The organism is Streptococcus sanguinis SK355 (genome assembly GCF_000212855.1).
GTDB classification, from domain to species: Bacteria; Bacillota; Bacilli; order Lactobacillales; family Streptococcaceae; genus Streptococcus; species Streptococcus sanguinis_A.
This window is the reverse complement of sequence record NZ_GL890993.1, coordinates 346,895-372,431: the sequence shown is the minus strand read 5'-3', so window position 1 is coordinate 372,431 and position 25,537 is coordinate 346,895. Positions and strand designations below refer to the sequence as shown.

Here is a 25,537-nt window from a genome sequence, read left to right as displayed (position 1 = left end):
GAAACGATGTCAGAACAAAATAAACCGCAGGAACAATCTTTAGAAGGATTGGCTCCATATCCGCAGCAAACCCAACCATCAGTCTCAGGACAATTTGCAGCAAGCTCAACTGAGGGGCAGCCTCTTCCTGCTGAAGGAGGAAATCCTGAGATGGCAAATCAAAACCAAGGTTTCGGAGTTCAACAACCATTTTTCGATGCCTCTCAGCAGCAGATGCCCCAGCAGGGTAATTGGGCAAATCCTTCTTTTCAAGAAGCGGCCCCTCAGGGATTTAATCCAGCTGGTCAGAACTTTACTGGACCACAGCAAGCTGCAAACTTCGCTGGCCAGCCAAGTCCAGAGCCAAAGAAAAATAGTACGGGCAAGCTGATAGGATTTTTAGGAATAGGTCTGGCAGCGGGACTATTGCTAGGAGGTCTTGGCGGCTATTTCCTAAATGATTTTATGGGTGGAGGAAGTGTGCCAAGTCTGTCTCGAAAGGGACATCAAAGCGATGTTGCTTCTTTTGTGGCTCCGTCAAAAGAGGATGTATATGAGTGGGAAGTGAAAGACCTTGAAAAGCTGAGCATTGTTAGTGCGGATGATGAAGGATTGACCCCTGAACAAGTAGTCAAAGATTTTGGCTTGGCCAGCAGTGTGACGTTTCAGGAAGAAGGGCTCTCATTGTCTTGGTTACCTGACTCTAGTTATACCACTCTGACCTTTATGAAACACGAGGATGGCAGCTACCATCTTCAGGGTATGAGTATTATGCCCGGTAGTGACGACTATGATAAAAAGGTATCTGGCCAGATTACAGAGAACTTAAAGATGGGTGATGCGGAAACAGGCGAGGGCGGTTCTTCCTTTAAAGAAGTAATCAAGGAATACCCAGAATATCAACATATTTCAGTTTATGGGGATGGTGAATCAGAGCCGAGGATGCTTGTAAACTATGAAACATCTTCAAATAAGGAAATAACTTTGACTTTTATCCGTCAGGAAAACGGACAGTACCTATTGAGTAATCTTTCTAAATAGAATAAATGAATAGGAGTGCTTATCTCACAAGCTGGTTGAGGCTTGTAGATCTGCGCTCTTTTTACAACTCCAAGAAATTCGTAGTCAGTTAATCTATCCTTGCTTGTCGACAATTGAATAGCAGCAGTTTTCCTTTCCCTGATTATATGTTACAACCAGAGGAGATGTAGCAGTATTGTGATAGACTTTCATATAATTGCTAGAAACTCAATTAGCTCGGTTTTTTAGTTGCGATTGCTATTCTTGTGATGGCTCTGAAAAACGAAAGGACAAGATTGGAAAGGAGTCCTGATGAAGCTATTGTTGGTGGAAGATGAAGCGGATCTGAATCGCAGTTTGACCAAGCTTCTCAAGAAAGAGCATTTTAGTGTGGACAGTGCTTTTGATGGAGAGGAAGCTCTGGAATTTTTGGAAATGTTGGACTATGACTTAATCATTTTAGATATTATGATGCCTCGTATGGACGGCTTTGCCTTTCTGGAGAAGATCCGTCAGGCTGGAAAGCAAGTCATTGTCTTGGTCCTGACTGCCCGTGACAGCTTGGAAGATAAGATTAGGGGCTTGGACTTGGGGGCAGATGATTATCTGGTCAAGCCTTTTGAGTTTGAAGAACTCTTGGCGCGGCTGCGGGCTCTTTTGCGGCGACAGCAGCGTGAGCTGGTTAGTCAGAAGATTGATCTAGGTGAAATAGTTCTGGATCTGACTAAAAAGGCTGTCCTGAAAGATGACCAGGTCTTGGAGCTGACAGCTAAGGAATATGAAGTGCTGGAATACCTAGCTCGCAATCAAGATCATATTTTGTCGCGGGAGCAGATTCGGGACCATGTCTGGGATTTTGACTATGAAGGAGAATCCAATATCATTGATGTTCTGATTAAAAATATTCGCCGTAAGATCGATCAGGACAAGAAGCAGTCCATTATTCACACCAAGAGGGGAGTAGGATATGTTATCTGGAGCTCGGAATAAGGAGAAAAAAGGCAGCATTGTTCTACGCATTACTCTTTGGTACAGCAGTTTTCTCTTTGTCTTTATTCTAGTGCTGCTGGGTCTGGCCTTTCTGTTATCCAGCAATCTGGCAGATGCAGCAGCCAAGCGGGAGCTGATTGAGTCAGCCACGGAAATCAGCCAGCAGCCCAGTGAGTACGAGGCTATGGATGATGGAATTTTTTATTCAATCTATGATAGTTCGGGAAATCTTGTCAGAAAAAGTCTGCCATCTGGCTTTGATGAGACTCTTCCTTTTAACCAATCTGTTGTAACGACGGCGACAGTTGATCAAAAGACCTATCTTTATTTTGACATTGAGATGAAAAATGGCGGTCAGTGGCTACGGGCGGTAACTCTGAGCAGTCATAGCAATCATGAATGGATTGATTATTTGACGTCCCTGGTCTTCATTTCCCCATTTCTATTAATCTTGATTATTGCTGGTGGTTGCTGGATTCTCAAAAAAGCCCTGAGGCCGGTAGATCAGCTATCTCAGACGGCATTAGAAATTCGCGAGAGCGGAGACTTTTCCAAGCGGCTGGCTCTGAAAGATAAGGATGATGAACTGCATCGTCTGGGAAAGGCTTTTAATCTCATGCTGGATTCGCTGGAGACTTCCTTCCAGCGGGAAAAGCAGTTTAACCATGATGTCTCTCATGAGCTGCGGACACCGGTGGCGGTTGTTCTATCGGAGAGTGAGTATGGTCTTCGTTATGCAGAAAATCTGGATGAATCCAAGGAATCTTTTGAAATCATAAACCGTCAGACCAAGCGCATGAAAGAGATGATTAGCCATATCTTGGATCTGTCCAGGCTTGAGAATCAGCCGGCTCTCGTCAAAAAATCCCTGTCTCTGTCTGACTTACTGTCGGATAAGATGACAGACTTCCAGAAGCTAAGTCAGGAGCGTGGCCTTGTTTTAGAAGCTTCCATAGATGAGGATTGCTGGATTGTTGCTGATGAGCTTCTGCTTCATCGGCTTTTGGATAATCTGATTAGCAATGCCTTGAAATTTACGAAGGACCGCATTGAGCTTTCCTTACGTAAGCTAGATGGCGTTTGTCAGCTGACGGTGGCGGATAATGGTGCTGGTATTGCTCCGTCTGAGACCGATAAAATCTGGAATCGGTTTTATCAAGTTGACCAAGCCAGAAATAAAAACAGTCGAGAGGGAAGCGGCTTGGGACTAGCCTTGGTTCGGAAAATCGCTGATTTGCATCAGGTTCAGATAGAGCTTGTGTCAGAGCTTGGCCAGGGAAGTCGCTTTATCCTGACTTTCCAGCTGGAGAAGAAATAAAAGACTTTTCGCATTATTTTTTAAATTTCCTCAAAATTCATTTTAGATTCATTTAGTCCTTGTACAATATAAGTATCAAATGAATAACATTTGATAGCTCTCCCCTTTGAAATGGAAAGAATGGTCTAGGATGCATTAACTGGAACGGTGTTTTCCTCGCCTGATTTTGATTTCTAGGGTCAAGTTTTAGAAAGGAAGGACGAGCCATGAAAAAACTAAAAGGAATCTTATTAGCCGGTTTGGCAGTAGGAATTTTAGCAGGTGGAGCAGCAACTGTTGTTTCAGCGGATTCGTATAAGCAAGCTACTCGGATTCAGGCAGCAACCGTAACTCTTTCAGACGCTAAGGCGATTGCCTTACAGACAGCTGGTTCAGGGAAAGTCGTTTCTATTGATTTAGACGGAAATAAAGCTGGTGCTGTATACTATGATGTAACAGTATTGGACGGCTTTACAGAAAAAGAGTACAAGATTGATGCTCGAACAGGAAGCATTCTCAAAGCCAAGGAAGAGCCAATTGATGACAATGAGGACATGCAACTGACTCAGACTAATGTGCAATTGACTTTTGAAGATGCTGAGAAGATCTTGCAGCAAAAATATCCTCAAGCTCGTGTTTATGACGAAGAGCTGGATATTTGGGGCGGTCAGGTAGTCTATAAGCTGGAAGCTCTGAACGGTACGCAAAAGATCAAAATGACCATTGATGCCAACAGTGGGAACATTTTGAACGAAAGAATTAAATAATATCGTTGGTATATAGTTTGGAATTGCTTTGTTGGGCACGGACGAAAGTTCGTGCCTTTTTCCTTGTAGATTTAGAGCTAAACCTGTTCAAAATATGATATACTGGAACAAGACTGTCTTAGCGAAGAACTGCCTTTTCATAGTGTTTAGAGGAAGGATGAACTGAGAAGTTATAGGTGCTGTTCGCCTTATCTGGTACTCACATAGTTAACCTTTCTTTTGAAGTGTCGGATTCCCAAGGCTATATATTAGAGAAAAGTACTGGATTAGAGGATGGAGCAGGAGAAACAAGCACTTAGTCCTCGACATAGAAGCTAGCTTTGGTCAAGGTATTAAAAGATTAGAGTTTAAATAAAAATACAGTAGGAGAATAGATGAAAAAAAGAGATTTAGAGTCATTGAGACAACAGCACAAGGCTAAATTTACAGGAGGTAAATCGGTGTCAGCTAAAAAAGAGCAGCGACAACCTCAAATAAGCCCTGCTGTTGATAAGGTAAAGGACAAATCAAGACAGTTATCGACAAAGAAGCAGAAGCTTGAAACAAAAACTGATTGGAAACAGTGGGAGCTTGTTGCGATGTGGCGACGAAATTCTAAGTGGATCTTAAAAAGCTTGTCCATTCTTTCATTGATATTGGGGGTTGCTTCTGTTATTGGACCTTCTTTATCAAATAAAGAAACTCAAAAAAGTAGCCCACATCATTCTAGTTGGTCTTCTAGTGAGGCAAGTGAGAGTTACTCTTTTTCGGAAACATCGTCTCGCTCATGGGAGGTTCCCGAGGATGAGACTTCTCAAGAAGCGACAGCTTATGTTGATAAGAAAGCAGCTAACTTCACTTGGACATTTGATGATGTTCTCGCTCTTCAAGTCTATTCATCTGAGCAGCAAGTAAATGGACAAGACGCCCCGACTGCTGAGGAAATTATTGAACGGTTTGGGAAGGCAACTTCAGGAGGAGAGAGCAACAACGGTAGCGATGATACACTTTATCTTTTTTATAGTGAATCGAGTGGACAACAAACAGCCAGTCTTTTGTTCAAAAAAATTGACGGCAAGTACCGACTGAGCACAATTCGAGGTAATCAACTGAGCAGCACGCTTTACTCAAGTGGCTCAGAAGCGCTGAATGAAGCAGATTTCCAGGACTTGAAAGCAGACGAGTTTGGTCAAGGTGCCCACATTCAAGATGTGGTGTCGCGTTTTGGTTTGCCGCAAGTTATCAACAAGTCCGTAGACTATAAAGACAGAACGATTGTCTATCTCAAATATCAGCTAACGAATAAAAACTATCTTTACTTAGACTTTGCCTTATCAAAGACAGGGGATTATCGACTGACTCGGAAGTATGTTTATTGATAAGAAGATTCTTGTTCTACGGTTTAGGATTATTTGATTGAGGATGATATGATAGTTGGGTCATAAAGGAGAGAATGATGCCAAGAAAAGACTGGGAGAGTCTGCGCCAAAAGCGCCAAACTAAATTTCAACAGGGTCAGAAGAGAGCAGGAAAAGTTCAAGAGGAACAGGAACTAGCTATTACTGAAGCAGATCGCGCGAAGAATAGGGTGGAAAACAAGAGTTCTACTCCGGTTGAGAGAGACGGGAAAGGAATTCTTGGACGTAAGCTTGTTAATAAACAAGTGCTGTGGTTATCAGTAGGTTTCTTGTCCATCCTCTTGCTTTTGTCAGTTCCTTATTTGGTAAAACAGCTTGAATATTTCTTATCCCCTCAGAGAGTATTGGATGAATATGTGGATAAGGGGAACGACCATTTTGATTGGACTTATGAGGATATTAGTCAGCTTCAACTACAGAAAAAAAGTGATGTTGATGAGCGAAGCGGGTCTGGACTAACACCCAAGGATATTGTTAAGAAATTTGGTAAAGCGCAGTCAGGTAATCTAGCTCCTTTCCTGAATCAGACTGATGGGCGCATGAGTCTTTTCTATTCTCGAGAAGAACCGCGGCAGCGTTTGTCTTTCTACTTTGAAAAAATAAATAATGAATATCAATTGTCAGGTATTTATTCTTATAATCTTGCTAGTTCGCAGTATGTTCAAAGCCGAACGGATCTAAAAGAGGAAGATTTTGAACATCTTGTCCTTGGTAAAGAGTTTCAAAACGAAGATGGAACTAGCTATCAGGAAATTTTAGAGAAGTTTGGTCTGTCAAAATACATAGAAATTGATTCCGGTGGCGAGAGTGGTCAAAAGCTGAATGTTTTGTATAAGTTAGAGAATGGGAAATATGTAAGTCTTTGGTTCACCGTTTCTCAGGCCGGTAACTATCTTCTTTACGAAAAACATATCACCTGATGTTAGATATCTTGAGAGCAAAAGGTATAAGTAGACAGTAGTCTGAGCTTCTTATGAGTATTCATTATTGGGGAAAACTGAAGATATCTGCTATTGTGCGACCAAGGTTCATTTTATTGAATAGATAGTATTTGTCAGATTAAGAAAAAGTGGACAGACGGTATTCTTTGTTTTGAAAAAATAATTGCTAGAAAAAATAGGAATTTGGTTTATTTAAGGAGAAGAGCATGGGAAGAGGACGAAAAGTTCAACGGGAGTGGTCAAAGAAGCCAGGATTAAATAAGAAAGTAACTAGTGTGTTCTCTGATAGCAGTCCTCAGGGGGAAGTCTTTGAGGCTACAGCTAAAGAAAAACAGCAAAAAAAGTTGGCTGAGAATCGAAATCCTAAATTTGTATCAAATTTAGGTCAATCTCGATACGCATCTTTGTTAGTAGTTTCTACGGGTCTAGTGCTAATTACTTGTTTGGCAATCCTTGTATTATATACGTGGCCAAGGTCAAAGCAAGTACGAAATCAGTCATCAGCGCAGTCTGCTAGTACTTTTCAGAATGAATCTGAAGATAATTTAGAGAAGCTGGCTGAAGATTATTCTGGACTAGTTGAAGAGAATCGACAAATAGACTTTCAAATAGAAGATATACTACAGATGGTAAAAACGATGAAAGAACCTAATGTATTTCCACAGGATATTGTCGAGAAGTATGGAAAAGCTAGTTCCGGTAGTATAGATAATAGCGTGAAAGGCAGCCAATTAGTTGAACTGACATATAATTTAATAGGAGAGAAAGGAGATATTACCTTAAGGTTTAGGGATGTTGGAGGTCGAACAGAGCTCTCATTAGTATACGTTAGACTATTCCGCAATGCTTGGGGGCCAGTTACGAAATCGGTCGATGATTACAGAACTCTTATTCCTCAAGATAAGCAAGAAGGAGTGGAAGTGAAACAGGCCATAGCGGAACTGGGGATGCCTAAAACTATTTATGCTTCTAAATCAGTTAAGGGAGAAGTTGATTCAATTAGTCTAAGTTACTCAACGACAGACAATATGACTGTTTCTTTGTATTTTGACGAAGTGAATGGGCTTTACCGTCTAAAAAGTTTGTTGACCAGCACGGTCTGAGAAGATAGACCAGAAACGCCAGAATCTTCTTTAGAAATCAAGAGGTTGGTGCAAATAGAACTAGAAAAATCCTGATGAGAGTATAAGAAAGACTTTGGGGAAGTAAAAGTCTAAGGAACAAATGGAACCAATCACAATGGGCCTTATCACAATCGGGTATCTAGGGTGCCCTAAAACATTTGGAGCTTCCAAATACATATTACAAAGTAGGAATCAAGGGATACTACTCTGCATCCATGGATTATGATATATTGGACAGAATACACTATCATCTGGAATTTGCTGAGGGTAAGAATAGGAGACTCCATTTGAAAAATATTCAATCCTCTGAATAGGGAATAATAATATCGTCCTAAGAAAGTGCAAACTAAACTTCTGAATTGTGTTATAATAGATAAATATTAGATGGCTAGGAGAGAGTGTATCTTTCTCTAAACAAAGAAATGGAAAGAACAAAGAGGTAAAGCTATGTCTGCTACTAAAATGAACGCTCAAGAAATTATCAAATTTATCGCTGATGCCAAGAAAAAAACTCCGGTCAAGGTGACCTTTAATGGAGAATTGCACGGATCAATCCCTTGGTCTGTTGTGAGGTTAGGCAATGTTCTTTTTGGTGACTGGGAAGAAATCAAGCCACTTCTCGTGAACTTAGAGGAAAATAAGACCTATGTAGTAGAGCAGGATGCCCGCAACTCAGCGGTGCCGCTTTTGGACAAGCGCGACATCAATGCCCGTATTGAGCCAGGGGCTATTATCCGTGACCAAGTCGAAATTGGTGATAATGCTGTCATCATGATGGGGGCGGTTATCAATATCGGTGCGGAAATTGGTGCTGGAACCATGATTGATATGGGTGCTATTCTGGGCGGTCGAGCTATTGTCGGCAAAAACAGTCATATCGGTGCTGGTTCGGTTCTGGCAGGAGTCATTGAGCCGGCTAGTGCTGAGCCAGTTCGGGTTGGAGACAATGTGCTGATTGGTGCCAATGCGGTTGTTATTGAAGGAGTACAAATTGGCAGTGGTTCCGTTGTTGCAGCTGGTGCGATTGTGACCCAGGATGTTCCGGAAAATGTAGTGGTTGCTGGCGTTCCGGCACGAGTTATCAAGACCATTGACGAGAAGACCCAGCAGAAGACAGCTCTGGAAGATGCTCTGCGCACTCTTTAAAAATAGCATAAATTTGAATTGATTGGGTGTGGCCCAAAACTTTGACAGGTCTGACAAGATTTTAAAGGAAAGAAAAATGCTTGATTATCTGAAAATTCGCCGTGATTTGCACCAGATACCAGAAATCGGTCTGGAAGAATACAAGACCCATGCCTACCTGATGCAGGTCATTGATGGACTGACAGCAGGTCTAGACTTTGTGGAAATCCGAACTTGGCGGACGGGTATTTTGGTCTTCATCAAGGGAAGTTCACCGGATAAGACGATTGGCTGGCGAACAGATATTGATGGTCTTCCGATTGTCGAGGAGACAGGTCTAGACTTTGCCAGCACTCATGAAGGACGGATGCATGCCTGCGGACACGATATGCACATGACGGTTGCCCTAGGTCTGCTGGAACAAGCTGTGAGCGCTCAACCTACCCACAATCTGCTCTTTCTCTTTCAGCCTGCAGAGGAAAATGAAGCTGGCGGTATGCTCATGTATGAAGACGGTGCTTTTGGTGACTGGCTACCGGATGAATTTTACGGTCTCCATGTGCGGCCGGACCTCAAGGTCGGCGATATTGCCACTAACAGAGGAACCCTCTTTGCTGGTACCTGTGAAGTCAAGCTGACTTTTAAGGGAAAGGGCGGTCATGCGGCCTTTCCTCATGAAGCCAATGATGCTTTGGTGGCGGCTAGCTACTTTATCACTCAGGTGCAGACCATTGTCAGTCGCAATGTCGATCCTATCGAGGGAGCGATTGTAACCTTTGGTTCGCTCCATGCTGGTACGACCAACAATGTCATCGCAGAAACGTCCTTTCTGCATGGCACCATTCGGACTCTGACTCAGGAGATGAACCTCTTGACTCAGAAGCGCTTACGGGAAATAGCAGAGGGCATAGCCCAAAGTTTCAATCTGGAATTGGACTTGGAGCTTAAACAAGGCGGCTATCTGCCTGTGGAAAATCATCCTGGACTGGCAGACGAATTGATGGACTTTTTCCAGAAGGAAGAAGGAGTGCAGCTGATTGATATTGCGCCGGCTATGACAGGCGAGGACTTTGGTTATCTGCTCAGCAAGGTCAAGGGTGTCATGTTCTGGCTGGGAGTGGACAGTCCCTATGCCCTCCATCATCCCAAGATGACACCGGATGAGGCAGCACTGCCCTTTGCTATTGAAAAGATTGGGAAATTCCTAGATTATAAAATCAACGAAAGATAAGGAAAGGGTGGACGAGCTGAATGAAAAAAGAGCTGAGACAAACTGTACTGAACCAGATGAAGAAACTTTCAGGAAAAGAAAAAGAGCAGGCAGATAGCTGGCTGATCCAGCACTTGCTCAGTTCAGCAGCTTATCAAGAAGCTCAGGTTATCGCTACCTATCTTTCAATGCCGCATGAAGTCTCAACTGCATCCTTTATTAAGCAGGCTCAGTTGGACGGCAAGCGGGTTTTAGTGCCCAAAACCTATGGTCAGGGTCGGATGATATTTGTAGATTATGATGAAAGCCGCCTGCAAAAGAGCTCTTTTGGCCTTATGGAGCCGACGAGCGAAGAGGCTGTGGAGAAGACGGAGATTGATCTGATTCATGTGCCAGGTGTGGTCTTTAATTCACAAGGCTTTCGGATTGGTTACGGTGGTGGCTATTATGACCGTTATCTGGTTGATTTTGCAGGAGCATCCATCAGCAGCATCTATAGTTTTCAAAAGTCTGATTTTGAGCCTAATTATCACGATATAGCAGTAAAGGAAGTACTGATTTATGAACTACATCTACGATAAAAAATATCCTGTGACCAGTGTTTTGTTAATTCTAACAACACTTGTCTTTGTGGGGATGCTTATTTTACGTGGTTTTTCTTATGCTGAAGAACAAACTGTCTTTGAATTTGGAGCAGTGTTTTCTCCGACTATTATCATGTATCCTACTCAGATATGGCGTCTCATTTCTGCTATCTTTGTGCATATTGGCTTGGAGCACTTTGTGGTAAATACTGTTACTCTTTATTTTATTGGACGGCAGGCAGAAGATATTTTTGGCTCGCGAAATTTCTTTCTGCTCTATATGATGTCTGGCCTGATGGGAAATATCTTTGTCTTCTTTTTCAGTCCGGATACTCTGTCAGCAGGAGCCTCTACAGCCTTGTTTGGACTTTTTGCCTCTATTGTAACCCTGCACTATGTCGTTCGCGACAGCTACATTCAGCAGCTGGGGCAGTCTTATATGACCTTGATTGTGGTCAATATCATCTTTAGTTTCATGCCTGGTATCAGCCTGGCGGGGCATTTGGGCGGTTTGATTGGTGGCATACTCTGTGCGGTCATTCTTCCTGTCAAAGGCTCAAGCAATGCCTTTAAACCTGCTCAGCGCTGGCTAGTCCTGTTTGGTTATCTAGCCTTGGCTGCACTTCTGATTTTTCTAGGTTTTCACCATTCTTTGATTTAATGAATCTTTAGAAAATAACTGATAAAATATAAAAAAGAGGTTGAGAAACCTCTTTTTAAGTTAAAATTTCATTTTTCTCCAGCTATTTGAAGCCGTTATTTTTTCTCTTGTTTTTTCTCTAATGTATGGCCCAAGTCAATGATATACTGCTTCAAGGAGTCTTTGACCTGCGGATGCTTGAGGGCGTAGTCGATAGAAGTCTTCATAAAGCCAAATTTGTCGCCGACATCATAGCGATCACCCTTGAATTCGCGAGCGAACACGCGCTGCGTCTTGTTAAGAGTATCAATCGCATCTGTCAGCTGAATCTCATTTCCAGCACCAGGAGCTTGATTTTCCAAGATTTCAAAAATTTCCGGTGTCAGCAGGTAGCGGCCGATGATAGCCAAATCACTCGGTGCATCTTCCGGTTTTGGCTTTTCGACGAAGGTTTCCACGCTGTAGAGACCTTTGACGCCTTCACCCTGAGGGGCAATGACCCCGTAAGAGGACACATCATCATGAGGGACCTGCATGACAGCGATAGTAGAAGCATGAGTTGCTTCGTAGTCATCAATCAATTGCTTGGTCAGCGGGACAGCCTTATCATTGGTGATATCCATGAGGTCATCACCAAGCATGACAACGAAAGGTTCGTTTCCTACGAAAGCCTTAGCCTGAAGGACAGCATCTCCCAGACCGCGTGGATGGCTCTGACGGATGAAGTGCAGACCGATACCAGTGGTTTCATCGACCAATTTGAGCAAGTCGTTCTTGCCTTTTTCTTTGAGATTGTATTCCAATTCGAAGTTGGAGTCAAAGTGGTCTTCGATTGAGCGTTTTGACTTACCAGTGACAACTAGAATATCTTCAATTCCAGATTTGAGAGCTTCCTCAACGATAAACTGGATAGTTGGCTTGTCAACGATCGGTAACATTTCCTTGGCTAGAGCTTTGGTAGCTGGCAGGAAGCGGGTTCCTAGACCAGCTGCAGGGATGACGGCTTTCTTAACTTTTGACATAATCAGTTCCTTTCTATTAGAACGAAGTCCATTCGTTCTCAGCCTTGAATTCATTGTTCATGATTTCATAAATGGCATCTTTGATATTACAATTTTGATAAATAACCTTGTAGATAGCTTGGGTAATCGGCATATAAACATCCAGCTCTTGGGCTAGTTCATAGGCGGCCTTAGTGGTGGAAATTCCTTCGATAACCATGCCCATATTGGCTTCGATATCAGCTAATATCTCACCGCGCCCTAGAGCATTGCCAGCCCGCCAGTTGCGAGAGTGGACAGAGGTCCCTGTGACAATCAGGTCGCCAACACCAGATAGGCCGCTATAAGTCAGAGGATTGGCTCCTAACTTAACACCTAGCCGCGTGATTTCGGCCAGACCGCGTGTGATAATAGCTGCCTTGGCATTGTCACCATAGCCTAATCCGTGGAGAGCACCGGCTCCAACAGCGATGATGTTTTTCAGAGCGCCTGCAGTCTCCACTCCGATGACGTCGGTATTAGTGTAGAGGCGGAAGTAGTGATTGCTGAAGAGCTCCTGCACATACTTAGCCGTTTCCAGGTCCTTGGAAGCAGCAGTAATCAGGGTAATATCGCGTACAATGGTTTCCTCAGCATGGCTGGGACCTGAGACGACGACAATCTCGCTGCGAAGCTCTGCAGGGATTTCTTCTTCTAGGATAGTTGAAATCCGTTCGTGGGTATTGGGTTCCAGTCCCTTGGAGGCGTGCATAATTTTCACCTTGTGGTCTAGAGCCTGGGCTACTTGTTTGGCTACCAGACGGGTTACCTTGGTCGGCACGACAAAAAGCACAGCATCCGCATCTTTTAAAGCTTCTTCTAGGTCATGATAGGCCTTGATCTTTTCGTCCAGTACAATGTCTTTGAAATAGCGTTTATTGGAGTGCTCGTTGTTGATTTCGTTGATTTGCTCAGCGATATTTCCCCAAATACGAACCTGGTGTCCGTTGTCATTTAGCACTTGTGATAGGGCTGTTCCCCAAGAACCAGGACCAATCACAGCAACTCGTTGTTTATCCATATCTTCTCCTTATGATGAAATTCCGGGTCTGAATTTAAATCAGTTTTAGAGTTCTATATCTCATTTTACCATATAATATAAGAAATTTCTTGCTTGACATTGTTTTTATCTGTGATATAGTAAGGAAACTAAGTCAAATATGAAAAAAGTAGGAGGAAGCATGTTTTTTAAAAGTCTATTACGCTATAAATGGTATGCCCTGAGTTCGCTTTTGATGACCTCGCTGATGATTGCCAGCTCTCTTTTACTGCCCTGGTTTTTAAAGCACATCTTAGATGCTCTGCAGGAGCAAAATAGCCAGACCATCTACAGTATGGGCGGTTGGCTGATTGGTATCGGTTTTGTTGGGCTAGTAGCAGGAGGAGTTAATGTGACCTTGGCGGCTTACATTGCCCAGGCTGTTTCATCAGATCTCCGTGAGGAGACTTTCCGCAAGATTCAGACCTTTTCTTATGCCAATATCGAGGAATTCAACGCTGGAAATCTAGTCGTGCGGATGACGAATGACATCAATCAGATTCAAAATGTGACTATGATGCTCTTTCAAATTCTTCTTCGCTTGCCCATCCTTTTTATCGGTTCAGTCATCCTGGCCATTGTGACCATGCCCTCTCTCTGGTGGATTATTTTCTTGCTAATCGTGCTCATAGCTGGTCTAACCGCTGTCATGATGGGGATGATGGGCCCTCGTTTTAAGAAATTCCAAACTCTTTTGGATAAAATCAATGCCATTGCCAAGGAAAATCTTCGTGGTGTGCGAGTGGTCAAGTCCTTCGTGCGGGAGGAAGACCAGTTTCATAAGTTCAGTCAGGTGTCTGATGAGCTGCTGTCAGAGAATCTCTATATTGGCTATGCTTTTTCAATCATTGAGCCAATGATGATGTTGGTCGGTTACAGCTCTGTTTACCTGGCTATCTGGACTCTATCTGGCATGATTCAGGCGGAGCCAGGGCTGGTTAGCTCTATCGCTTCTTTTATTGGTTATCTTAGCCAGATTATTTTCACTATCATTATGGTTGGTTTTTTGGGAAATGGCGTGACGAGGGGAATCATTTCTATCCGTCGGATCAAGGAAGTATTGGCGACGGAGTCGGCCATGGTTTTTCCAGACTCACCAGATGAAGAACTAGAAGGCAGCCTACGCTTTGAGCATGTGACTTTTTCCTATCCCAACGATGACGAGCCAATGCTAAAGGACATCAGCTTTGAGGTTGAGCCGGGGCAAATGATTGGTGTTGTCGGTGCGACAGGTGCTGGTAAATCTACCTTGGCCCAGCTGATTCCCCGTCTTTTTGACCCGCAGGAAGGTTCTGTCAAGATTGGCGGCCGGGATCTGCGAGAGCTTAGCCAGGGAACTCTTCGAAAAAATGTTTCTATCGTTCTGCAGCGGGCGATTCTATTTAGTGGGACCATTGCGGACAATCTCCGTCAGGGCAAGCTCAATGCTTCACTGCCTGAGATGGAGCGAGCGGCTCGTATTGCCCAAGCCAGTGAATTTATCAACCGTATGGAAGAGAGTTTTGATAGTGCAGTGGAGGAACGTGGCAGTAACTTCTCTGGAGGTCAGAAGCAGCGGATGTCCATTGCCAGAGGTGTTGTCAACAATCCCAATATTTTGATTTTAGATGATTCGACCTCAGCCTTGGATGCTAAGTCAGAAAAGCTGGTTCAAGAAGCCTTGAACAAAGAGCTACAAGGAACGACGACGATTATCATTGCTCAAAAGATTAGCTCCGTTGTTCATGCAGATAAGATTCTGGTCTTGGATCAGGGACGGCTGATTGGCCAAGGGACGCATGAGGAATTGGTCGCCACTAACGATGTTTACCGCGAAATTTACGAAACTCAGAAAGGAAAGGAGGACTAGGATGCGGACGATTGCATTTTTCTGGCAATATTTTAAGCGTTACAAATTATCCTTTGTCATTGTGCTCTTGATGATGGTAACAGCGACTGTTTTTCAGGTCCTTTTTCCGGTTTATGTCGGTCAGGCTGTTCAGCATTTGGTTGAGTTGGGCCGAGCTTTTGCGGAGAAGGGTGAGACTGATCAGATTCTGTCGACTTTTGGCAACGTTATGTGCAGTGTATTGGTGTCCTTTGTCTGCCTGTCTGTTTCCAGCTTGATTTACATGATTTTGATGACCCGAGTTATTGCCCATTCGACCAATGAAATGCGCAAGGGCCTGTTTGGCAAGCTCTCCAAGATGACAGTTGCTTTCTTTGACCGCCATCAGGATGGAGACATTTTATCGCGCTTTACAAGTGATTTGGACAATATCCTGCAGGCTCTAAACGAGAGTATGATCCAGGTTATGAGCAATGCCTTGCTCTATCTGGGTCTAGTGATTATCATGTTTGTTCAAAATGTTAGATTGGCCTGGATAACGGTAGCCAGCACACCGGTTGCTTTTCTTCTCCTAGTGATTATTGTTAGGCTGGCTCGGAAATACACCAATCTTCAGCAAAAAGAAGTCGGCCGCCTCAATGCTTATATGGACGAGACCATTTCCGGTCAAAAAGCCGTTATCGTTCAGGGGATGCAGGAGGAGGTCATCAAAGGTTTTATTGAGCAGAATGATCGAGTACGCTCAGCGACCTTTAAAGGCCGAACCTTTTCTGGCCTTCTCTTCCCAATCATGAACGGGATGAATTTGATTAATACAGCTATTGTTATTTTTGTTGGTTCGGCTGTCTTACTGAGCGATCCCAATGTTGAAACGGCCGTTGCAGTTGGCCTGATTACTACTTTTACTCAGTTTTCCCAGCAGTATTATCAGCCTATCATCCAGATTGCAGCCAGCTGGGGCAGTCTGCAGTTGGCCTTTACAGGAGCTGACCGGATTCAGGAGATGTTTGATGCGCCGGAGGAAGTCCGGCCAGAGAATGCACCTGCTTTCACAGAGCTTACAGACTCCGTGGAGATCAAGCATGTGGACTTCTCTTATGTGGAAGGCAAGCCTATCCTCAAAGACGTATCTATCTTAGCCCCCAAGGGCAAGATGACAGCTGTTGTTGGACCGACTGGATCAGGCAAGACGACTATTATGAACTTGCTCAATCGCTTTTATGATGTGGATAGTGGCAGCATTGAGTTTGACGGTCGCGATATTCGGGACTATGAGCTGGATAGCTTACGGAGTCATGTGGGCATTGTCTTGCAGGATTCGGTGCTCTTTAGCGGTACGATTCGGGACAATATCCGCTTCGGTGTGCCGGATGCTAGTCAGGAGATGGTCGAAACGGCTGCGCGTGCGACCCATATCCATGACTATATCGAAAGTCTGCCGGACAAATATGATACTCTGGTAGATGATGACCAGAATATTTTCTCAACTGGGCAGAAACAGCTGATTTCTATTGCCAGAACCCTGCTGACGGATCCGCAAGTCTTGATTTTGGACGAAGCGACTTCCAATGTCGATACAGTAACAGAAAGCAAGATTCAGCAGGCCATGGAAGCCGTTGTGGCTGGCCGAACTAGCTTTGTCATTGCTCACCGCCTCAAGACGATTCTCAATGCCGACCAGATTATCGTCCTCAAAGACGGAGAGGTTATCGAACAGGGCAATCATCACCAACTCCTTAAACTGGGTGGGTTCTACTCAGAACTCTATCATAACCAGTTTGTATTTGAGTAGAAAGTTGAGAAATTTTTCCAAACTCTCGTTTGTACTTATAGTACATTCGAGAGTTTTTTATTTGAGAGACATGCAGAGTCTTTGATAAAAAATTTTTATAAGCAGCTTAAAAAAAATCTATTGGACGACTGAGAAAAGGCGTGGTAAGATATACTATATCAAAATAAGGGGGGAATCACGGTATGTGCAGAACAATTGTTGGAATTTCAGCCAATCTTTGTCCAGTAGATGAAGCTGGAAAGAATATTCACACCTCTGTTTCACGCAAGTTTGTGGACGGCGTACGAATGGTTGGTGGCCTGCCGATGGTGATTCCTGTTGGGGATAAAAGTTTAGTCCAGGATTACGTAGAAACCATTGACAAGCTGATTTTGTCAGGCGGGCAAAATGTTCACCCGCAGTTTTATGGGGAAGAAAAGACCATCGATAGTGACGACTACAATATTGTTCGCGATGAGTTTGAGTTGGCGCTCTTGAAAGAAGCCCTGCGCCAAAACAAACCAGTTATGGCTATTTGCCGCGGTTTGCAGTTGGTAAATGTTGCTTTTGGCGGCACTCTCAATCAGCACATTGATAATCACTGGCAGGGCTTGCCATTTGGTACTTCGCACTCCATTCGCACGGAGAAAGACAGCGTTGTGGAGCGTTTGTTTGGTCAGGCTAGCCAGATTAATTCGGTTCATCGCCAAAGCATCAAGGACTTGGCACCTAATTTCCGCGCGACAGCTTTTGATCCAAGAGACAATACCATCGAAGCGATTGAATCGGTTGACAATCATCGTATCATCGGTCTTCAATGGCATCCGGAGTTTTTAATAAACGAAGAAAAAGGCAATTTGGAGCTGTTTCAGTACCTCTTGCAAGAGCTGTAAAAAAATAATTTCATTTTTTTAAGTTACTTTTAGGAAAATTTAAGATAAGTGTTCTATACTAAGACCATAAACAAAGACCTCCTAACTTTGTTTAGAAATCCTAAAACTTTTCTTTTTCATAATAATCTCCCTATAAGAACCGCCCAATTGGCGGTTTTTTTGCTTGTTTTTTACGAATTTAGTATAATAGGGACAGCAAAAATAGAAAAGAGAAATACATGAAAATTCGCGGATTCGAGCTGGTGTCTAGCTTTACAAATAAAGATTTGCTGCCCAAGAGAGAGACGGCTCACGCAGCTGGTTATGACTTGAAAGTGGCAGAGCGCACTCTCATTGCGCCAGGGGAGATTAAGCTGGTTCCGACTGGTGTCAAGGCCTATATGCAGCCTGGCGAGGTGCTTTATCTTTACGACCGCTCGTCCAATCCTCGGAAAAAAGGTCTGGTCTTGATTAACTCCGTTGGGGTCATTGATGGCGACTACTATGGTAATCCAGGAAATGAAGGCCATATCTTTGCTCAGATGAAAAACATCACTGATCAGGAAGTGATTCTCGAAGTTGGGGAGCGTGTGGTGCAGGCTGTCTTTGCACCATTTCTGATTGCGGATGGAGATGAGGCAGAAGGTGTGCGGACCGGCGGATTTGGCTCAACTGGGAAATAGAGGAATAAAATGGCAGACTATTTATTAGTTGTAGACATGCAGTCAGATTATGTTGCTGTAGGAAAAGCATATCATGAAGAATTGACTGCAGCTGTAAATGACAAAATTGCTACCTATCCCAGCGACCGAGTTATCTATATTCTCAATCGTTTTTTCTGGGAGAGAAAAGATAGAAAGAAGAAATTTGCGACCGGCTTGATGGTTGTATCTTCTCGTATTTTTGAGAAGCGTCGGGCTTCTTGCTTTACTAATCCAGATTTAAAAGATTTTTTAGAGGGAAACGGTGCTAAAAGCATAGAGTTTATAGGGGTAGATGGCAATGGCTGTGTCAAGGCTTCCGTTTTGGCAGCTGTCAAGGAGAATTATCAGGTTTCTGTCGATTTGTCTGCTGTCGGAGTTGCCAACCAGAAGAAATTCTCTAAAACACTGAAGCAGTGGCAAGATTGCGGAATCAAGATTGGATAGTTTTATGGGGATCTTAATATGAAAATTATTTTTATCCGTCATGGAGAGCCAGATTATTCACTTTTGGAAGAGGTTGGTTACACTGGCTTTGGACTAGATTTGGCTCCCTTGTCGGCTACTGGTCGTCGGATGGCGACAGAGGCCGCTGCCAATCCTTTGCTGGAACAGGCGGAAATTCTGATTTCCTCTTCTGTGACGCGGGCTTTGGAGACAGCCTCCTATCTGATTCGAGACCGCCAACTGCCGCTTTTTGTGGAGCCTTTGCTGCATGAATGGCAGGTATATGAGAGTGGGACAGAAAAGTTTGAGCAGGCTTGGAAGTTATTTTTTGAAAATAATGGTTGTCTCCCTGCAAGAAGTCCTGTCCAGTATGAAACGGCTGAGCATATGAAAGCCCGCTTTTTCAGTGCCTTAAGCAAATACAGAGACTACGAGACGGTAGCTCTTGTAGCCCATCGCATGCTCATCCGCCAGTTTGTAGCTGATCAGCAGATTGATTTTTGCCAGTTTATTGAATGTGAACTGAAGATTTGATGTTTCGTTGTAAAAAGAATCTTAATAAAAGGATTTTGAGATAGAAGAAAATATGAAAGAATTTAAGAACAAGGACTATGCAACAGAAATTCGTCAGAAAATTCCAGGCTATGATGTGATGCTAGATGTGATTTTCCGAGGAGTATTGCTTAGGTTAGCACCCAGTTTAAAAGTCGACAAGGTATTAGCTTTGGCAAGCCAGACGGATGAGTTGAATGGTTTGGCATCCTTATTTCCTAAGGCAGGGTTGACGGTTGTGGAGCCAAGTGAGGCGATGCTGCAAGAGCTTAAAAGACAGGTTTATCTGCCTCAAGCGGAGTATCTTAATAGTCGATTTGAAGAAGCAATACTGCCCTCTGATTATCAGATTTGTTCTTGCTTGCTAGTGTTGCAGTTTGTTGAAAATCCCAGCTTTTTTCTTCGAAAAATTTATGACTCTTTAAGTGACGGTGGCCTTCTGATTCTTAGCTTTTTTTCCAACCAGCAACTGGGCTATTGGAAAACACTTGCTTCAGAGCTAGGAGCCAATCAGCAACAAATTCAGCGTACTTATGAGAATCAAGCTAGTTTGATGAATACCCTCTCGCCTCAAGAAGTTGCAAACCTACTAGAAGAGGCTGGCTTTACTAACATAGAGCAAGTGTTTCAGGTCTTATCTACTTTTGTTTGGATTATTAGAAAATAAGGAGAATCACCATCGCTAAGAAAAAAACGACCTTTGTCTGTCAAAATTGTGAATATCATTCGCCCAAGTATCTGGGCCGCTGTCCTAATTGTGGAGCGTGGTCTTCTTTTGTTGAGGAAGTAGAGGCTGCAGAAGTCAAGCATGCCCGTGTTTCCTTGACAGGCGAAAAGACCCGGCCCATGAAGCTGGCTGAGGTCACTTCGATTGATGTCAATCGGACCAAGACGGAAATGGATGAGTTCAACCGTGTGCTGGGTGGTGGCGTGGTGCCTGGCAGTCTGGTTCTGATTGGTGGAGATCCCGGTATCGGGAAATCCACCCTGCTTCTGCAGGTATCCACCCAGCTTTCTCATCAGGGCACAGTCCTTTATGTCAGCGGGGAGGAATCAGCTGAGCAGATTAAGCTGCGGGCGGAACGCCTCGGTGATATTGACAGTGAATTTTATCTCTATGCCGAGACCAATATGCAAAATATCCGCACAGAGATTGAGAAAATTAAGCCAGATTTTCTGATTATCGACTCCATTCAGACGGTAATGTCGCCGGAAATTTCTAGTGTTCAAGGGTCTGTTTCTCAGGTCCGAGAGGTGACAGCTGAGCTTATGCAGCTAGCCAAGACCAACAATATCGCGACCTTTATCGTTGGTCACATGACCAAGGAAGGAACCTTAGCTGGTCCTCGGACTCTGGAGCACATGGTGGATACTGTGCTTTATTTTGAGGGCGAACGTCAGCACACTTTCCGTATCTTGAGAGCAGTTAAAAACCGATTTGGCTCCACCAATGAGATTGGCATTTTTGAAATGCAATCTGGCGGGCTAGTTGAGGTTATCAACCCCAGTGAAGTCTTTCTAGAAGAGCGACTGGATGGCGCGACAGGCTCTTCCATCGTTGTAACCATGGAAGGGACGCGGCCGATTTTAGCAGAGGTGCAGGCTTTAGTGACACCGACCATGTTCGGCAATGCCAAGCGAACCACGACTGGTCTAGACTTTAACCGAGCCAGCCTCATCATGGCAGTTCTGGAAAAGAGGGCAGGACTCCTCCTGCAAAATCAAGATGCCTACCTCAAGTCTGCTGGCGGCGTCAAGCTAGATGAGCCAGCGATTGATTTGGCAGTAGCAGTAGCTATTGCTTCCAGCTACAAGGATCTGCCTACAAATCCTCAAGAATGCTTTATCGGCGAAATTGGCCTGACTGGTGAAATCCGTCGGGTTAATCGCATCGAACAGCGCATCAACGAAGCAGCAAAGCTGGGCTTCACCAAAGTCTACGCTCCTAAAAACTCTCTGAATGGTCTCAAAGTTCCAGACAATATCCAAGTCATCGGTGTGACGACGATTGGGGAAGTCTTAAAGAAAGTATTTTCCTGATTTAACAGTATTGCGAAAAGTTATTGCACGTGCTATAATATTGCTAGAAAAAATTAGGATTTGTCTGGAAAGCTCCTATAAGTTGTTTTTCCGGACTTTTTAGGAGGATAATCAACCATGGTAGATCATCGTATGAATGTTTCTATTACCAATAATGCTCAATTTCCCTTGGCGGAGATTGCCTTAGATGCATCAGAGTCTGTTCGTATTCAGACCGGGAGCATGATATACCACACTCCCAACATTGTCCTGAATGCCAAAGTGAATGCAGAGTCTCAATCAATCTTTGGCAAGGCAATCCAAGCTGTGGGCCGTTCTATGGCTTCTGGCGAAGGAGTGTTTATCACTGAAGCAACTGCTCAATCAAATAACGGTCGTCTAGCCTTAGCACCTAATGTACCTGGTCAGATTGTTGCTCTGGAACTAGGCGAAAAGCAATACCGCCTTAATGATGGTGCCTTTCTGGCTATGGATGGCTCTGCCTCTTATACCTTGGAGACGCAATCGGTAGGTCGAGCTCTCTTTGGTGGTCAGGGAGGCTTTTATGTGATGAGTACCCAAGGTCAGGGGACACTCTTGGTAAATTCCTTTGGCTCGATTCAAAAGGTAGAGCTGCATAATGATAGGATAACGATTGACAATGCTCACGTAGTAGCATGGAGTCGAGAGCTGGAATATGATATTCATTTAGAAAATGGTTTCTGGCAGTCCATGGGGACTGGCGAAGGAGTAGTCAATACCTTTCATGGAACTGGAGAAATTTACATCCAAAGTCTCAATATTGAAACCTTTGCTAATGTTCTTCGCCCACATCTGCATATTGACAATTCTTGAAAATTTCTAGGAGAGACTAAGGCAGTCTCTTCTTTTTTGGATCCTTCAGTTTTCCTTTGTTCAAAATGTAGGAAAATGTTATAATCAAGTCATAATAAGAAGGAGGCATTTCTTATGCGATTTTCTATGGACAGTAATATGCAGTTTCCTTTGGTTGAGTTGTCGCTCAATCAAGGAGAAACCGTCTTTATCCAGCGTGGCAGCATGGTCTACCACACGCCGAATGTGACCCTGAATACCCAGCTCAATGCAAGCGGTTCTGGCTTAGGACGTTTTGTCAAGGCTGTGGGACGTTCGATGGTTTCTGGTGAAAGTACCTTCATTACCCAGGCTGTTGCCCAGTCTGATAATGGCTATCTTGCTTTGGCGCCAGATGCTCCTGGTCAGGTTATTCCTCTTCAGCTAGGTGAAAAGCAATATCGCCTAAATGACGGTGCTTTCTTGGCTCTTGATGGTACGGCTTACTATACCATGGAGCGCCAGTCTGTTGGAAAAGCTCTCTTTGGCGGGCAAGGCGGTCTCTTCGTTATGACGACCCAAGGACAGGGCACTCTTTTGGCTAATGCCTTTGGTTCTATTAAGAAAATTGAGCTTCATAACCAAGAAGTGACAATCGACAATGCCCATGTAGTAGCTTGGAGCCAATCTTTGAACTATAACATCCATCTGGAAAATGGCTTCTGGCAGTCTATTGGAACAGGTGAAGGAGTGGTCAACACCTTCCAAGGTACTGGTGAAGTCTATGTTCAAAGTCTCAATCTTCAAACCTTTGCAGGCTCACTTAGCAAGTTTATTCCAAGAAGCTCATAAGAAATAAAACTAGGACAGAAGATCAGGCTAGATGCTGGATTTATCTGTCCTATTTTTTTATAACAAAGCCGACAGCTGACAAATAGAAGAAAAGATGGTAAGATAATATAAAATTATTTGAATATCAAAGTACCAGTAAGGGGAAAGAATGTCATATTTTGAAAATTTTATGAAGGCTAATCAAGCTTATGTTGATTTGCATGGGACAGCGCATTTGCCGATCAAGCCCAAGACCAAGGTAGCCATTGTGACCTGCATGGACTCTCGGCTCCACGTAGCCCAGGCTCTGGGACTAGCACTAGGAGACGCCCATATCTTGCGCAATGCTGGCGGTCGGGTGACGGAGGACATGATTCGCTCGCTGGTTATTTCGCAGCAGCAGCTAGGAACGCGGGAAATCGTAGTTTTACACCATACAGACTGCGGAGCACAGACCTTCAAGAATGAGGATTTTACGGCCTATCTTCATAAAGAACTAGGTGTTGATGTCAGCAATCAGGACTTTTTGCCCTTTACAGATGTAGAGGAAAGTGTGCGCGAGGATATGGCCTTGTTGCGACAGTCACCACTGATTCCAGCTGATGTAGAAATCTCAGGAGCGGTTTACGATGTAGATACTGGTCGGATGACAGTTGTTGAGGAATAGTTGGGAAGTCAATTTCTTTGTCTGCGCATCGGCATTGAAATTGGCTCCTTTTTTATGTTAAAATAGAGAAACGATTTTAATTAGTTAGGACAATGTTATGATTCTTTCCATTATTTCTCAGGGATTGGTTTGGGCCGTCCTAGGTCTAGGTATTTTTATGACCTTCCGGATTCTGGGTTTTCCTGATATGACGACAGAAGGCTCCTTCCCCTTAGGCGGGGCGGTGGCAGTTACCTTGATTACCAAGGGAGTCAATCCTTTTCTGGCAACAGCAGCAGCCGTTTTAGCGGGCTGTGCTGCGGGTGCAGTGACAGGCCTGCTTTATACCAAGGGGAAAATTCCGACCTTACTTTCTGGGATTTTGGTCATGACCTCCTGTCATTCCATCATGCTGATGCTGATGGGCCGTGCCAATCTGGGGCTTTTAGGCAGCAGTAAGATTCAGGATGTTTTGCCCTTTTCAGGGGAAGTCAATGACCTCTTGACTGGTTTGATTTTTGTCAGTCTGGTGATTGCGGCCCTGCTCTTTTTCTTGGATACCAAGCTAGGGCAGGCCTATATCGCGACCGGAGATAATCCGGATATGGCTCGCAGTTTTGGTATCAATACTGGCCGTATGGAGTTGATGGGACTGATTCTGTCAAATGGCTTGATTGCTCTGGCTGGAGCGCTGATTGCCCAGCAGGAAGGCTATGCAGACGTTTCCCGCGGGATTGGAGTAATCGTTGTCGGTCTGGCCAGTCTTATCATTGGTGAGGTACTCTTCCAGAGTCTGACCTTGGCAGAGCGGCTGATCACCATTGTAGTTGGTGCGATTGCCTATCAGTTCTTGATCTGGGGCGTTATTGCTCTCGGGTTTAATACCAACTATCTCCGTCTTTACAGCGCGGTGATTCTGGCCGTTTGTCTCATGATTCCAACCCTGAAAAATAAATTCTTTAAAGGAGCCAAGTTAAGCAAATGACAGCGATTGTAGAATTAAGAAATGCAACCAAGCTTGTAAAGAGCGGCTTTGATGAAGAAAAAATCATCCTAAATGATGTTTCTTTAGACATTCGCGAGCATGATTTTATTACGATTTTAGGTGGAAACGGTGCAGGAAAGTCAACCCTGTTCAATGTCATTGCCGGCACTCTCCCTTTAACCAGCGGCAGCATTCATATCTTGGGGGAAAATGTCACTCATTTTTCACCAGAAAAGCGGGCCAAGTACCTGTCCCGTGTCTTTCAGGATCCTAAGATGGGAACGGCTCCGCGTATGACAGTAGCGGAAAATCTTCTTATCGCCAAATTCCGAGGTGAAAAGCGTGGCTTGGTGCCCCGTGGGCTCAACAGTTACAGGGAAGAGTTTCAGGCGACGATTGAGAAAATCGGCAATGGTCTGGACAAGCATCTAGATACACCGATTGAATTTCTTTCTGGTGGGCAAAGACAGGCTTTGAGTCTGCTCATGGCAACGCTCAAGCGTCCAGAGCTTTTGCTTCTGGATGAGCATACTGCAGCATTGGATCCCAAGACCAGTGTAGCCTTGATGGAGCTTACCAATGAATTTGTCAATCGTGACCGCCTCACAGCCCTCATGATTACCCATCACATGGAGGATGCCCTCAAATACGGCAACCGACTAATCGTTATGAAAGACGGGCAGATTATTCAGGACTTAAACAAAGACGAGAAAGCTAAGATGACCATCGCAGACTACTATGGCTTGTTTGAATAGGCTTTCTCAGAGTTTTGTAAAAGCAAGAGAAAGAATATCTACTAAATAATGTACTGCTCCCACAAAGTTAGACAATTAATGATCAAAAGAATCTAGTTCTCTATTAAATAGGACTATGTCCTTTTGCTTCAAATTGCCCTCATAGATGAATAAAAACCGCTAGA

At 44.0% G+C, this 25,537-nt stretch carries 26 protein-coding genes and 2 pseudogenes; 26 read left to right on the top strand and 2 right to left on the bottom strand.

The features are described 5' to 3' along the window. The first annotated feature begins 6 nt into the window (after positions 1-6). The 11 genes from HMPREF9389_RS09440 to HMPREF9389_RS09490 all read left to right on the top strand — a co-directional run bounded on the left by HMPREF9389_RS09440 (position 7) and on the right by HMPREF9389_RS09490 (position 11,095). Positions 7-1,020, top strand: a complete 1,014-nt coding sequence (locus tag HMPREF9389_RS09440) for a hypothetical protein (RefSeq protein WP_002928205.1) — start codon at positions 7-9, stop codon at positions 1,018-1,020. 291 nt (positions 1,021-1,311) lie between these two features. After that, complete coding sequence (locus tag HMPREF9389_RS09445; protein ID WP_002928202.1) at positions 1,312-1,989, top strand: response regulator transcription factor; 678 nt, start codon at positions 1,312-1,314, stop codon at positions 1,987-1,989. Further along, the gene (locus tag HMPREF9389_RS09450; RefSeq protein WP_002928200.1) at positions 1,967-3,307 is read left to right on the top strand and encodes a HAMP domain-containing sensor histidine kinase; all 1,341 of its coding nucleotides are present in this window, start codon (positions 1,967-1,969) and stop codon (positions 3,305-3,307) included. The genes HMPREF9389_RS09445 and HMPREF9389_RS09450 overlap by 23 nt, the downstream gene beginning before the upstream one ends. A 206-nt stretch (positions 3,308-3,513) precedes the next feature. Next, positions 3,514-4,053: a PepSY domain-containing protein gene (locus HMPREF9389_RS09455; protein WP_002928198.1), complete on the top strand. Its 540-nt coding sequence runs from the start codon at positions 3,514-3,516 to the stop codon at positions 4,051-4,053. A 374-nt stretch (positions 4,054-4,427) separates the two neighbouring features. Continuing rightward, positions 4,428-5,411: a hypothetical protein gene (locus HMPREF9389_RS09460; protein ID WP_002928196.1), complete on the top strand. Its 984-nt coding sequence runs from the start codon at positions 4,428-4,430 to the stop codon at positions 5,409-5,411. A gap of 74 nt (positions 5,412-5,485) precedes the next feature. After that, positions 5,486-6,370, top strand: a complete 885-nt coding sequence (locus HMPREF9389_RS09465) for a hypothetical protein (protein WP_002928193.1) — start codon at positions 5,486-5,488, stop codon at positions 6,368-6,370. Positions 6,371-6,597: 227 nt separating this feature from the next. Then, complete coding sequence (locus HMPREF9389_RS09470) at positions 6,598-7,494, top strand: hypothetical protein (RefSeq protein WP_002928191.1); 897 nt, start codon at positions 6,598-6,600, stop codon at positions 7,492-7,494. Between the two features lie 468 nt (positions 7,495-7,962). Then, positions 7,963-8,661 (top strand): 2,3,4,5-tetrahydropyridine-2,6-dicarboxylate N-acetyltransferase, encoded by a 699-nt coding sequence (gene dapD, locus HMPREF9389_RS09475; RefSeq protein WP_002928188.1) that lies wholly within the window; start codon positions 7,963-7,965, stop codon positions 8,659-8,661. A gap of 76 nt (positions 8,662-8,737) precedes the next feature. Next, a complete protein-coding gene (locus HMPREF9389_RS09480) occupies positions 8,738-9,871 on the top strand; it encodes an N-acetyldiaminopimelate deacetylase (protein ID WP_032906196.1) in 1,134 nt (377 codons plus the stop codon). A 20-nt stretch (positions 9,872-9,891) separates the two neighbouring features. Further along, positions 9,892-10,431, top strand: coding sequence for a 5-formyltetrahydrofolate cyclo-ligase (locus HMPREF9389_RS09485; protein WP_002928183.1), 540 nt, complete (start codon positions 9,892-9,894; stop codon positions 10,429-10,431). Beyond that, positions 10,412-11,095: a rhomboid family intramembrane serine protease gene (locus HMPREF9389_RS09490; RefSeq protein ID WP_002928181.1), complete on the top strand. Its 684-nt coding sequence runs from the start codon at positions 10,412-10,414 to the stop codon at positions 11,093-11,095. The genes HMPREF9389_RS09485 and HMPREF9389_RS09490 overlap by 20 nt, the downstream gene beginning before the upstream one ends. 95 nt (positions 11,096-11,190) lie before the next feature. Here the strand turns inward: HMPREF9389_RS09490 and galU are convergent, their stop codons facing one another. Both galU and HMPREF9389_RS09500 read right to left on the bottom strand, forming a co-directional pair. Continuing rightward, positions 11,191-12,096, bottom strand: coding sequence for a UTP--glucose-1-phosphate uridylyltransferase GalU (gene galU / locus HMPREF9389_RS09495; RefSeq protein ID WP_002928179.1), 906 nt, complete (start codon positions 12,094-12,096; stop codon positions 11,191-11,193). A 16-nt stretch (positions 12,097-12,112) separates the two neighbouring features. Continuing rightward, positions 12,113-13,135, bottom strand: a complete 1,023-nt coding sequence (locus HMPREF9389_RS09500; protein WP_002928177.1) for an NAD(P)H-dependent glycerol-3-phosphate dehydrogenase — start codon at positions 13,133-13,135, stop codon at positions 12,113-12,115. Positions 13,136-13,295: 160 nt separating this feature from the next. Between HMPREF9389_RS09500 and HMPREF9389_RS09505 the strand changes: the two genes are divergently transcribed. The 15 genes and pseudogenes from HMPREF9389_RS09505 (at position 13,296) to HMPREF9389_RS09570 (ending at position 25,373) form a co-directional block, all read left to right on the top strand. Next, a complete protein-coding gene (locus HMPREF9389_RS09505) occupies positions 13,296-15,002 on the top strand; it encodes an ABC transporter ATP-binding protein (RefSeq protein ID WP_032906192.1) in 1,707 nt (568 codons plus the stop codon). A 1-nt stretch (position 15,003) separates the two neighbouring features. Continuing rightward, positions 15,004-15,142: pseudogene (locus tag HMPREF9389_RS12365) on the top strand (ABC transporter ATP-binding protein); the annotation flags it as partial. Beyond that, positions 15,118-15,849: pseudogene (locus HMPREF9389_RS12360) on the top strand (ABC transporter ATP-binding protein); the annotation flags it as partial. The pseudogenes HMPREF9389_RS12365 and HMPREF9389_RS12360, both read left to right, overlap by 25 nt. A gap of 135 nt (positions 15,850-15,984) precedes the next feature. Further along, positions 15,985-16,773 carry an ABC transporter ATP-binding protein gene (locus tag HMPREF9389_RS12355; protein ID WP_371621329.1) on the top strand — a complete coding sequence of 263 codons (789 nt, stop codon included), beginning with the start codon at positions 15,985-15,987 and terminating at the stop codon, positions 16,771-16,773. Between the two features lie 182 nt (positions 16,774-16,955). Beyond that, on the top strand, positions 16,956-17,645 hold the full coding sequence (locus HMPREF9389_RS09515) for a gamma-glutamyl-gamma-aminobutyrate hydrolase family protein (RefSeq protein WP_002907876.1): 690 nt from the start codon (positions 16,956-16,958) through the stop codon (positions 17,643-17,645). A 218-nt stretch (positions 17,646-17,863) separates the two neighbouring features. Further along, a complete protein-coding gene (locus tag HMPREF9389_RS09525) occupies positions 17,864-18,307 on the top strand; it encodes a dUTP diphosphatase (RefSeq protein WP_002928167.1) in 444 nt (147 codons plus the stop codon). Positions 18,308-18,316: 9 nt separating this feature from the next. After that, complete coding sequence (locus HMPREF9389_RS09530) at positions 18,317-18,772, top strand: isochorismatase family cysteine hydrolase (RefSeq protein ID WP_002928165.1); 456 nt, start codon at positions 18,317-18,319, stop codon at positions 18,770-18,772. Between the two features lie 18 nt (positions 18,773-18,790). Further along, positions 18,791-19,306, top strand: coding sequence for a histidine phosphatase family protein (locus HMPREF9389_RS09535; protein ID WP_002928156.1), 516 nt, complete (start codon positions 18,791-18,793; stop codon positions 19,304-19,306). Positions 19,307-19,358: 52 nt separating this feature from the next. Further along, positions 19,359-19,991 carry a methyltransferase domain-containing protein gene (locus HMPREF9389_RS09540; protein ID WP_002928154.1) on the top strand — a complete coding sequence of 211 codons (633 nt, stop codon included), beginning with the start codon at positions 19,359-19,361 and terminating at the stop codon, positions 19,989-19,991. Positions 19,992-19,996: 5 nt separating this feature from the next. Further along, positions 19,997-21,364, top strand: a complete 1,368-nt coding sequence (gene radA / locus HMPREF9389_RS09545; protein WP_080557169.1) for a DNA repair protein RadA — start codon at positions 19,997-19,999, stop codon at positions 21,362-21,364. Positions 21,365-21,481: 117 nt separating this feature from the next. Continuing rightward, positions 21,482-22,198 carry a TIGR00266 family protein gene (locus HMPREF9389_RS09550; protein ID WP_002928146.1) on the top strand — a complete coding sequence of 239 codons (717 nt, stop codon included), beginning with the start codon at positions 21,482-21,484 and terminating at the stop codon, positions 22,196-22,198. A 114-nt stretch (positions 22,199-22,312) separates the two neighbouring features. Next, the gene (locus HMPREF9389_RS09555) at positions 22,313-23,008 is read left to right on the top strand and encodes a TIGR00266 family protein (protein ID WP_002907884.1); all 696 of its coding nucleotides are present in this window, start codon (positions 22,313-22,315) and stop codon (positions 23,006-23,008) included. 148 nt (positions 23,009-23,156) lie between these two features. After that, positions 23,157-23,654, top strand: a complete 498-nt coding sequence (locus tag HMPREF9389_RS09560; protein ID WP_002928140.1) for a beta-class carbonic anhydrase — start codon at positions 23,157-23,159, stop codon at positions 23,652-23,654. Between the two features lie 97 nt (positions 23,655-23,751). Beyond that, the gene (locus tag HMPREF9389_RS09565) at positions 23,752-24,618 is read left to right on the top strand and encodes an ABC transporter permease (protein ID WP_002928137.1); all 867 of its coding nucleotides are present in this window, start codon (positions 23,752-23,754) and stop codon (positions 24,616-24,618) included. Continuing rightward, the gene (locus tag HMPREF9389_RS09570) at positions 24,615-25,373 is read left to right on the top strand and encodes an ABC transporter ATP-binding protein (RefSeq protein ID WP_002928130.1); all 759 of its coding nucleotides are present in this window, start codon (positions 24,615-24,617) and stop codon (positions 25,371-25,373) included. The genes HMPREF9389_RS09565 and HMPREF9389_RS09570 overlap by 4 nt, the downstream gene beginning before the upstream one ends. Positions 25,374-25,537 lie beyond the last annotated feature (164 nt).

Excerpts from the sequence above, each read along its gene's own strand:
- HMPREF9389_RS09470 (WP_002928191.1), top strand. The coding sequence starts at position 6,598 with ATGGGAAGAGGACGAAAAGTTCAACGGGAGTGGTCAAAGAAGCCAGGA.
- HMPREF9389_RS09525 (WP_002928167.1), top strand. The coding sequence starts at position 17,864 with ATGAAAATTCGCGGATTCGAGCTGGTGTCTAGCTTTACAAATAAAGAT.
- HMPREF9389_RS09565 (WP_002928137.1), top strand. The coding sequence starts at position 23,752 with ATGATTCTTTCCATTATTTCTCAGGGATTGGTTTGGGCCGTCCTAGGT.
- HMPREF9389_RS09535 (WP_002928156.1), top strand. The coding sequence starts at position 18,791 with ATGAAAATTATTTTTATCCGTCATGGAGAGCCAGATTATTCACTTTTG.
- HMPREF9389_RS12355 (WP_371621329.1), top strand. The coding sequence starts at position 15,985 with ATGTTTGATGCGCCGGAGGAAGTCCGGCCAGAGAATGCACCTGCTTTC.
- HMPREF9389_RS09465 (WP_002928193.1), top strand. The coding sequence starts at position 5,486 with ATGATGCCAAGAAAAGACTGGGAGAGTCTGCGCCAAAAGCGCCAAACT.
- HMPREF9389_RS09500 (WP_002928177.1), bottom strand. The coding sequence starts at position 13,135 with ATGGATAAACAACGAGTTGCTGTGATTGGTCCTGGTTCTTGGGGAACA.
- HMPREF9389_RS09530 (WP_002928165.1), top strand. The coding sequence starts at position 18,317 with ATGGCAGACTATTTATTAGTTGTAGACATGCAGTCAGATTATGTTGCT.
- HMPREF9389_RS09505 (WP_032906192.1), top strand. The coding sequence starts at position 13,296 with ATGTTTTTTAAAAGTCTATTACGCTATAAATGGTATGCCCTGAGTTCG.
- galU (WP_002928179.1), bottom strand. The coding sequence starts at position 12,096 with ATGTCAAAAGTTAAGAAAGCCGTCATCCCTGCAGCTGGTCTAGGAACC.
- HMPREF9389_RS09485 (WP_002928183.1), top strand. The coding sequence starts at position 9,892 with ATGAAAAAAGAGCTGAGACAAACTGTACTGAACCAGATGAAGAAACTT.
- HMPREF9389_RS09560 (WP_002928140.1), top strand. The coding sequence starts at position 23,157 with ATGTCATATTTTGAAAATTTTATGAAGGCTAATCAAGCTTATGTTGAT.
- HMPREF9389_RS09460 (WP_002928196.1), top strand. The coding sequence starts at position 4,428 with ATGAAAAAAAGAGATTTAGAGTCATTGAGACAACAGCACAAGGCTAAA.
- HMPREF9389_RS09540 (WP_002928154.1), top strand. The coding sequence starts at position 19,359 with ATGAAAGAATTTAAGAACAAGGACTATGCAACAGAAATTCGTCAGAAA.
- dapD (WP_002928188.1), top strand. The coding sequence starts at position 7,963 with ATGTCTGCTACTAAAATGAACGCTCAAGAAATTATCAAATTTATCGCT.
- HMPREF9389_RS09440 (WP_002928205.1), top strand. The coding sequence starts at position 7 with ATGTCAGAACAAAATAAACCGCAGGAACAATCTTTAGAAGGATTGGCT.
- HMPREF9389_RS09450 (WP_002928200.1), top strand. The coding sequence starts at position 1,967 with ATGTTATCTGGAGCTCGGAATAAGGAGAAAAAAGGCAGCATTGTTCTA.
- HMPREF9389_RS09445 (WP_002928202.1), top strand. The coding sequence starts at position 1,312 with ATGAAGCTATTGTTGGTGGAAGATGAAGCGGATCTGAATCGCAGTTTG.
- HMPREF9389_RS09515 (WP_002907876.1), top strand. The coding sequence starts at position 16,956 with ATGTGCAGAACAATTGTTGGAATTTCAGCCAATCTTTGTCCAGTAGAT.
- HMPREF9389_RS09490 (WP_002928181.1), top strand. The coding sequence starts at position 10,412 with ATGAACTACATCTACGATAAAAAATATCCTGTGACCAGTGTTTTGTTA.
- HMPREF9389_RS09570 (WP_002928130.1), top strand. The coding sequence starts at position 24,615 with ATGACAGCGATTGTAGAATTAAGAAATGCAACCAAGCTTGTAAAGAGC.
- HMPREF9389_RS09455 (WP_002928198.1), top strand. The coding sequence starts at position 3,514 with ATGAAAAAACTAAAAGGAATCTTATTAGCCGGTTTGGCAGTAGGAATT.
- HMPREF9389_RS09555 (WP_002907884.1), top strand. The coding sequence starts at position 22,313 with ATGCGATTTTCTATGGACAGTAATATGCAGTTTCCTTTGGTTGAGTTG.
- HMPREF9389_RS09550 (WP_002928146.1), top strand. The coding sequence starts at position 21,482 with ATGGTAGATCATCGTATGAATGTTTCTATTACCAATAATGCTCAATTT.
- HMPREF9389_RS09480 (WP_032906196.1), top strand. The coding sequence starts at position 8,738 with ATGCTTGATTATCTGAAAATTCGCCGTGATTTGCACCAGATACCAGAA.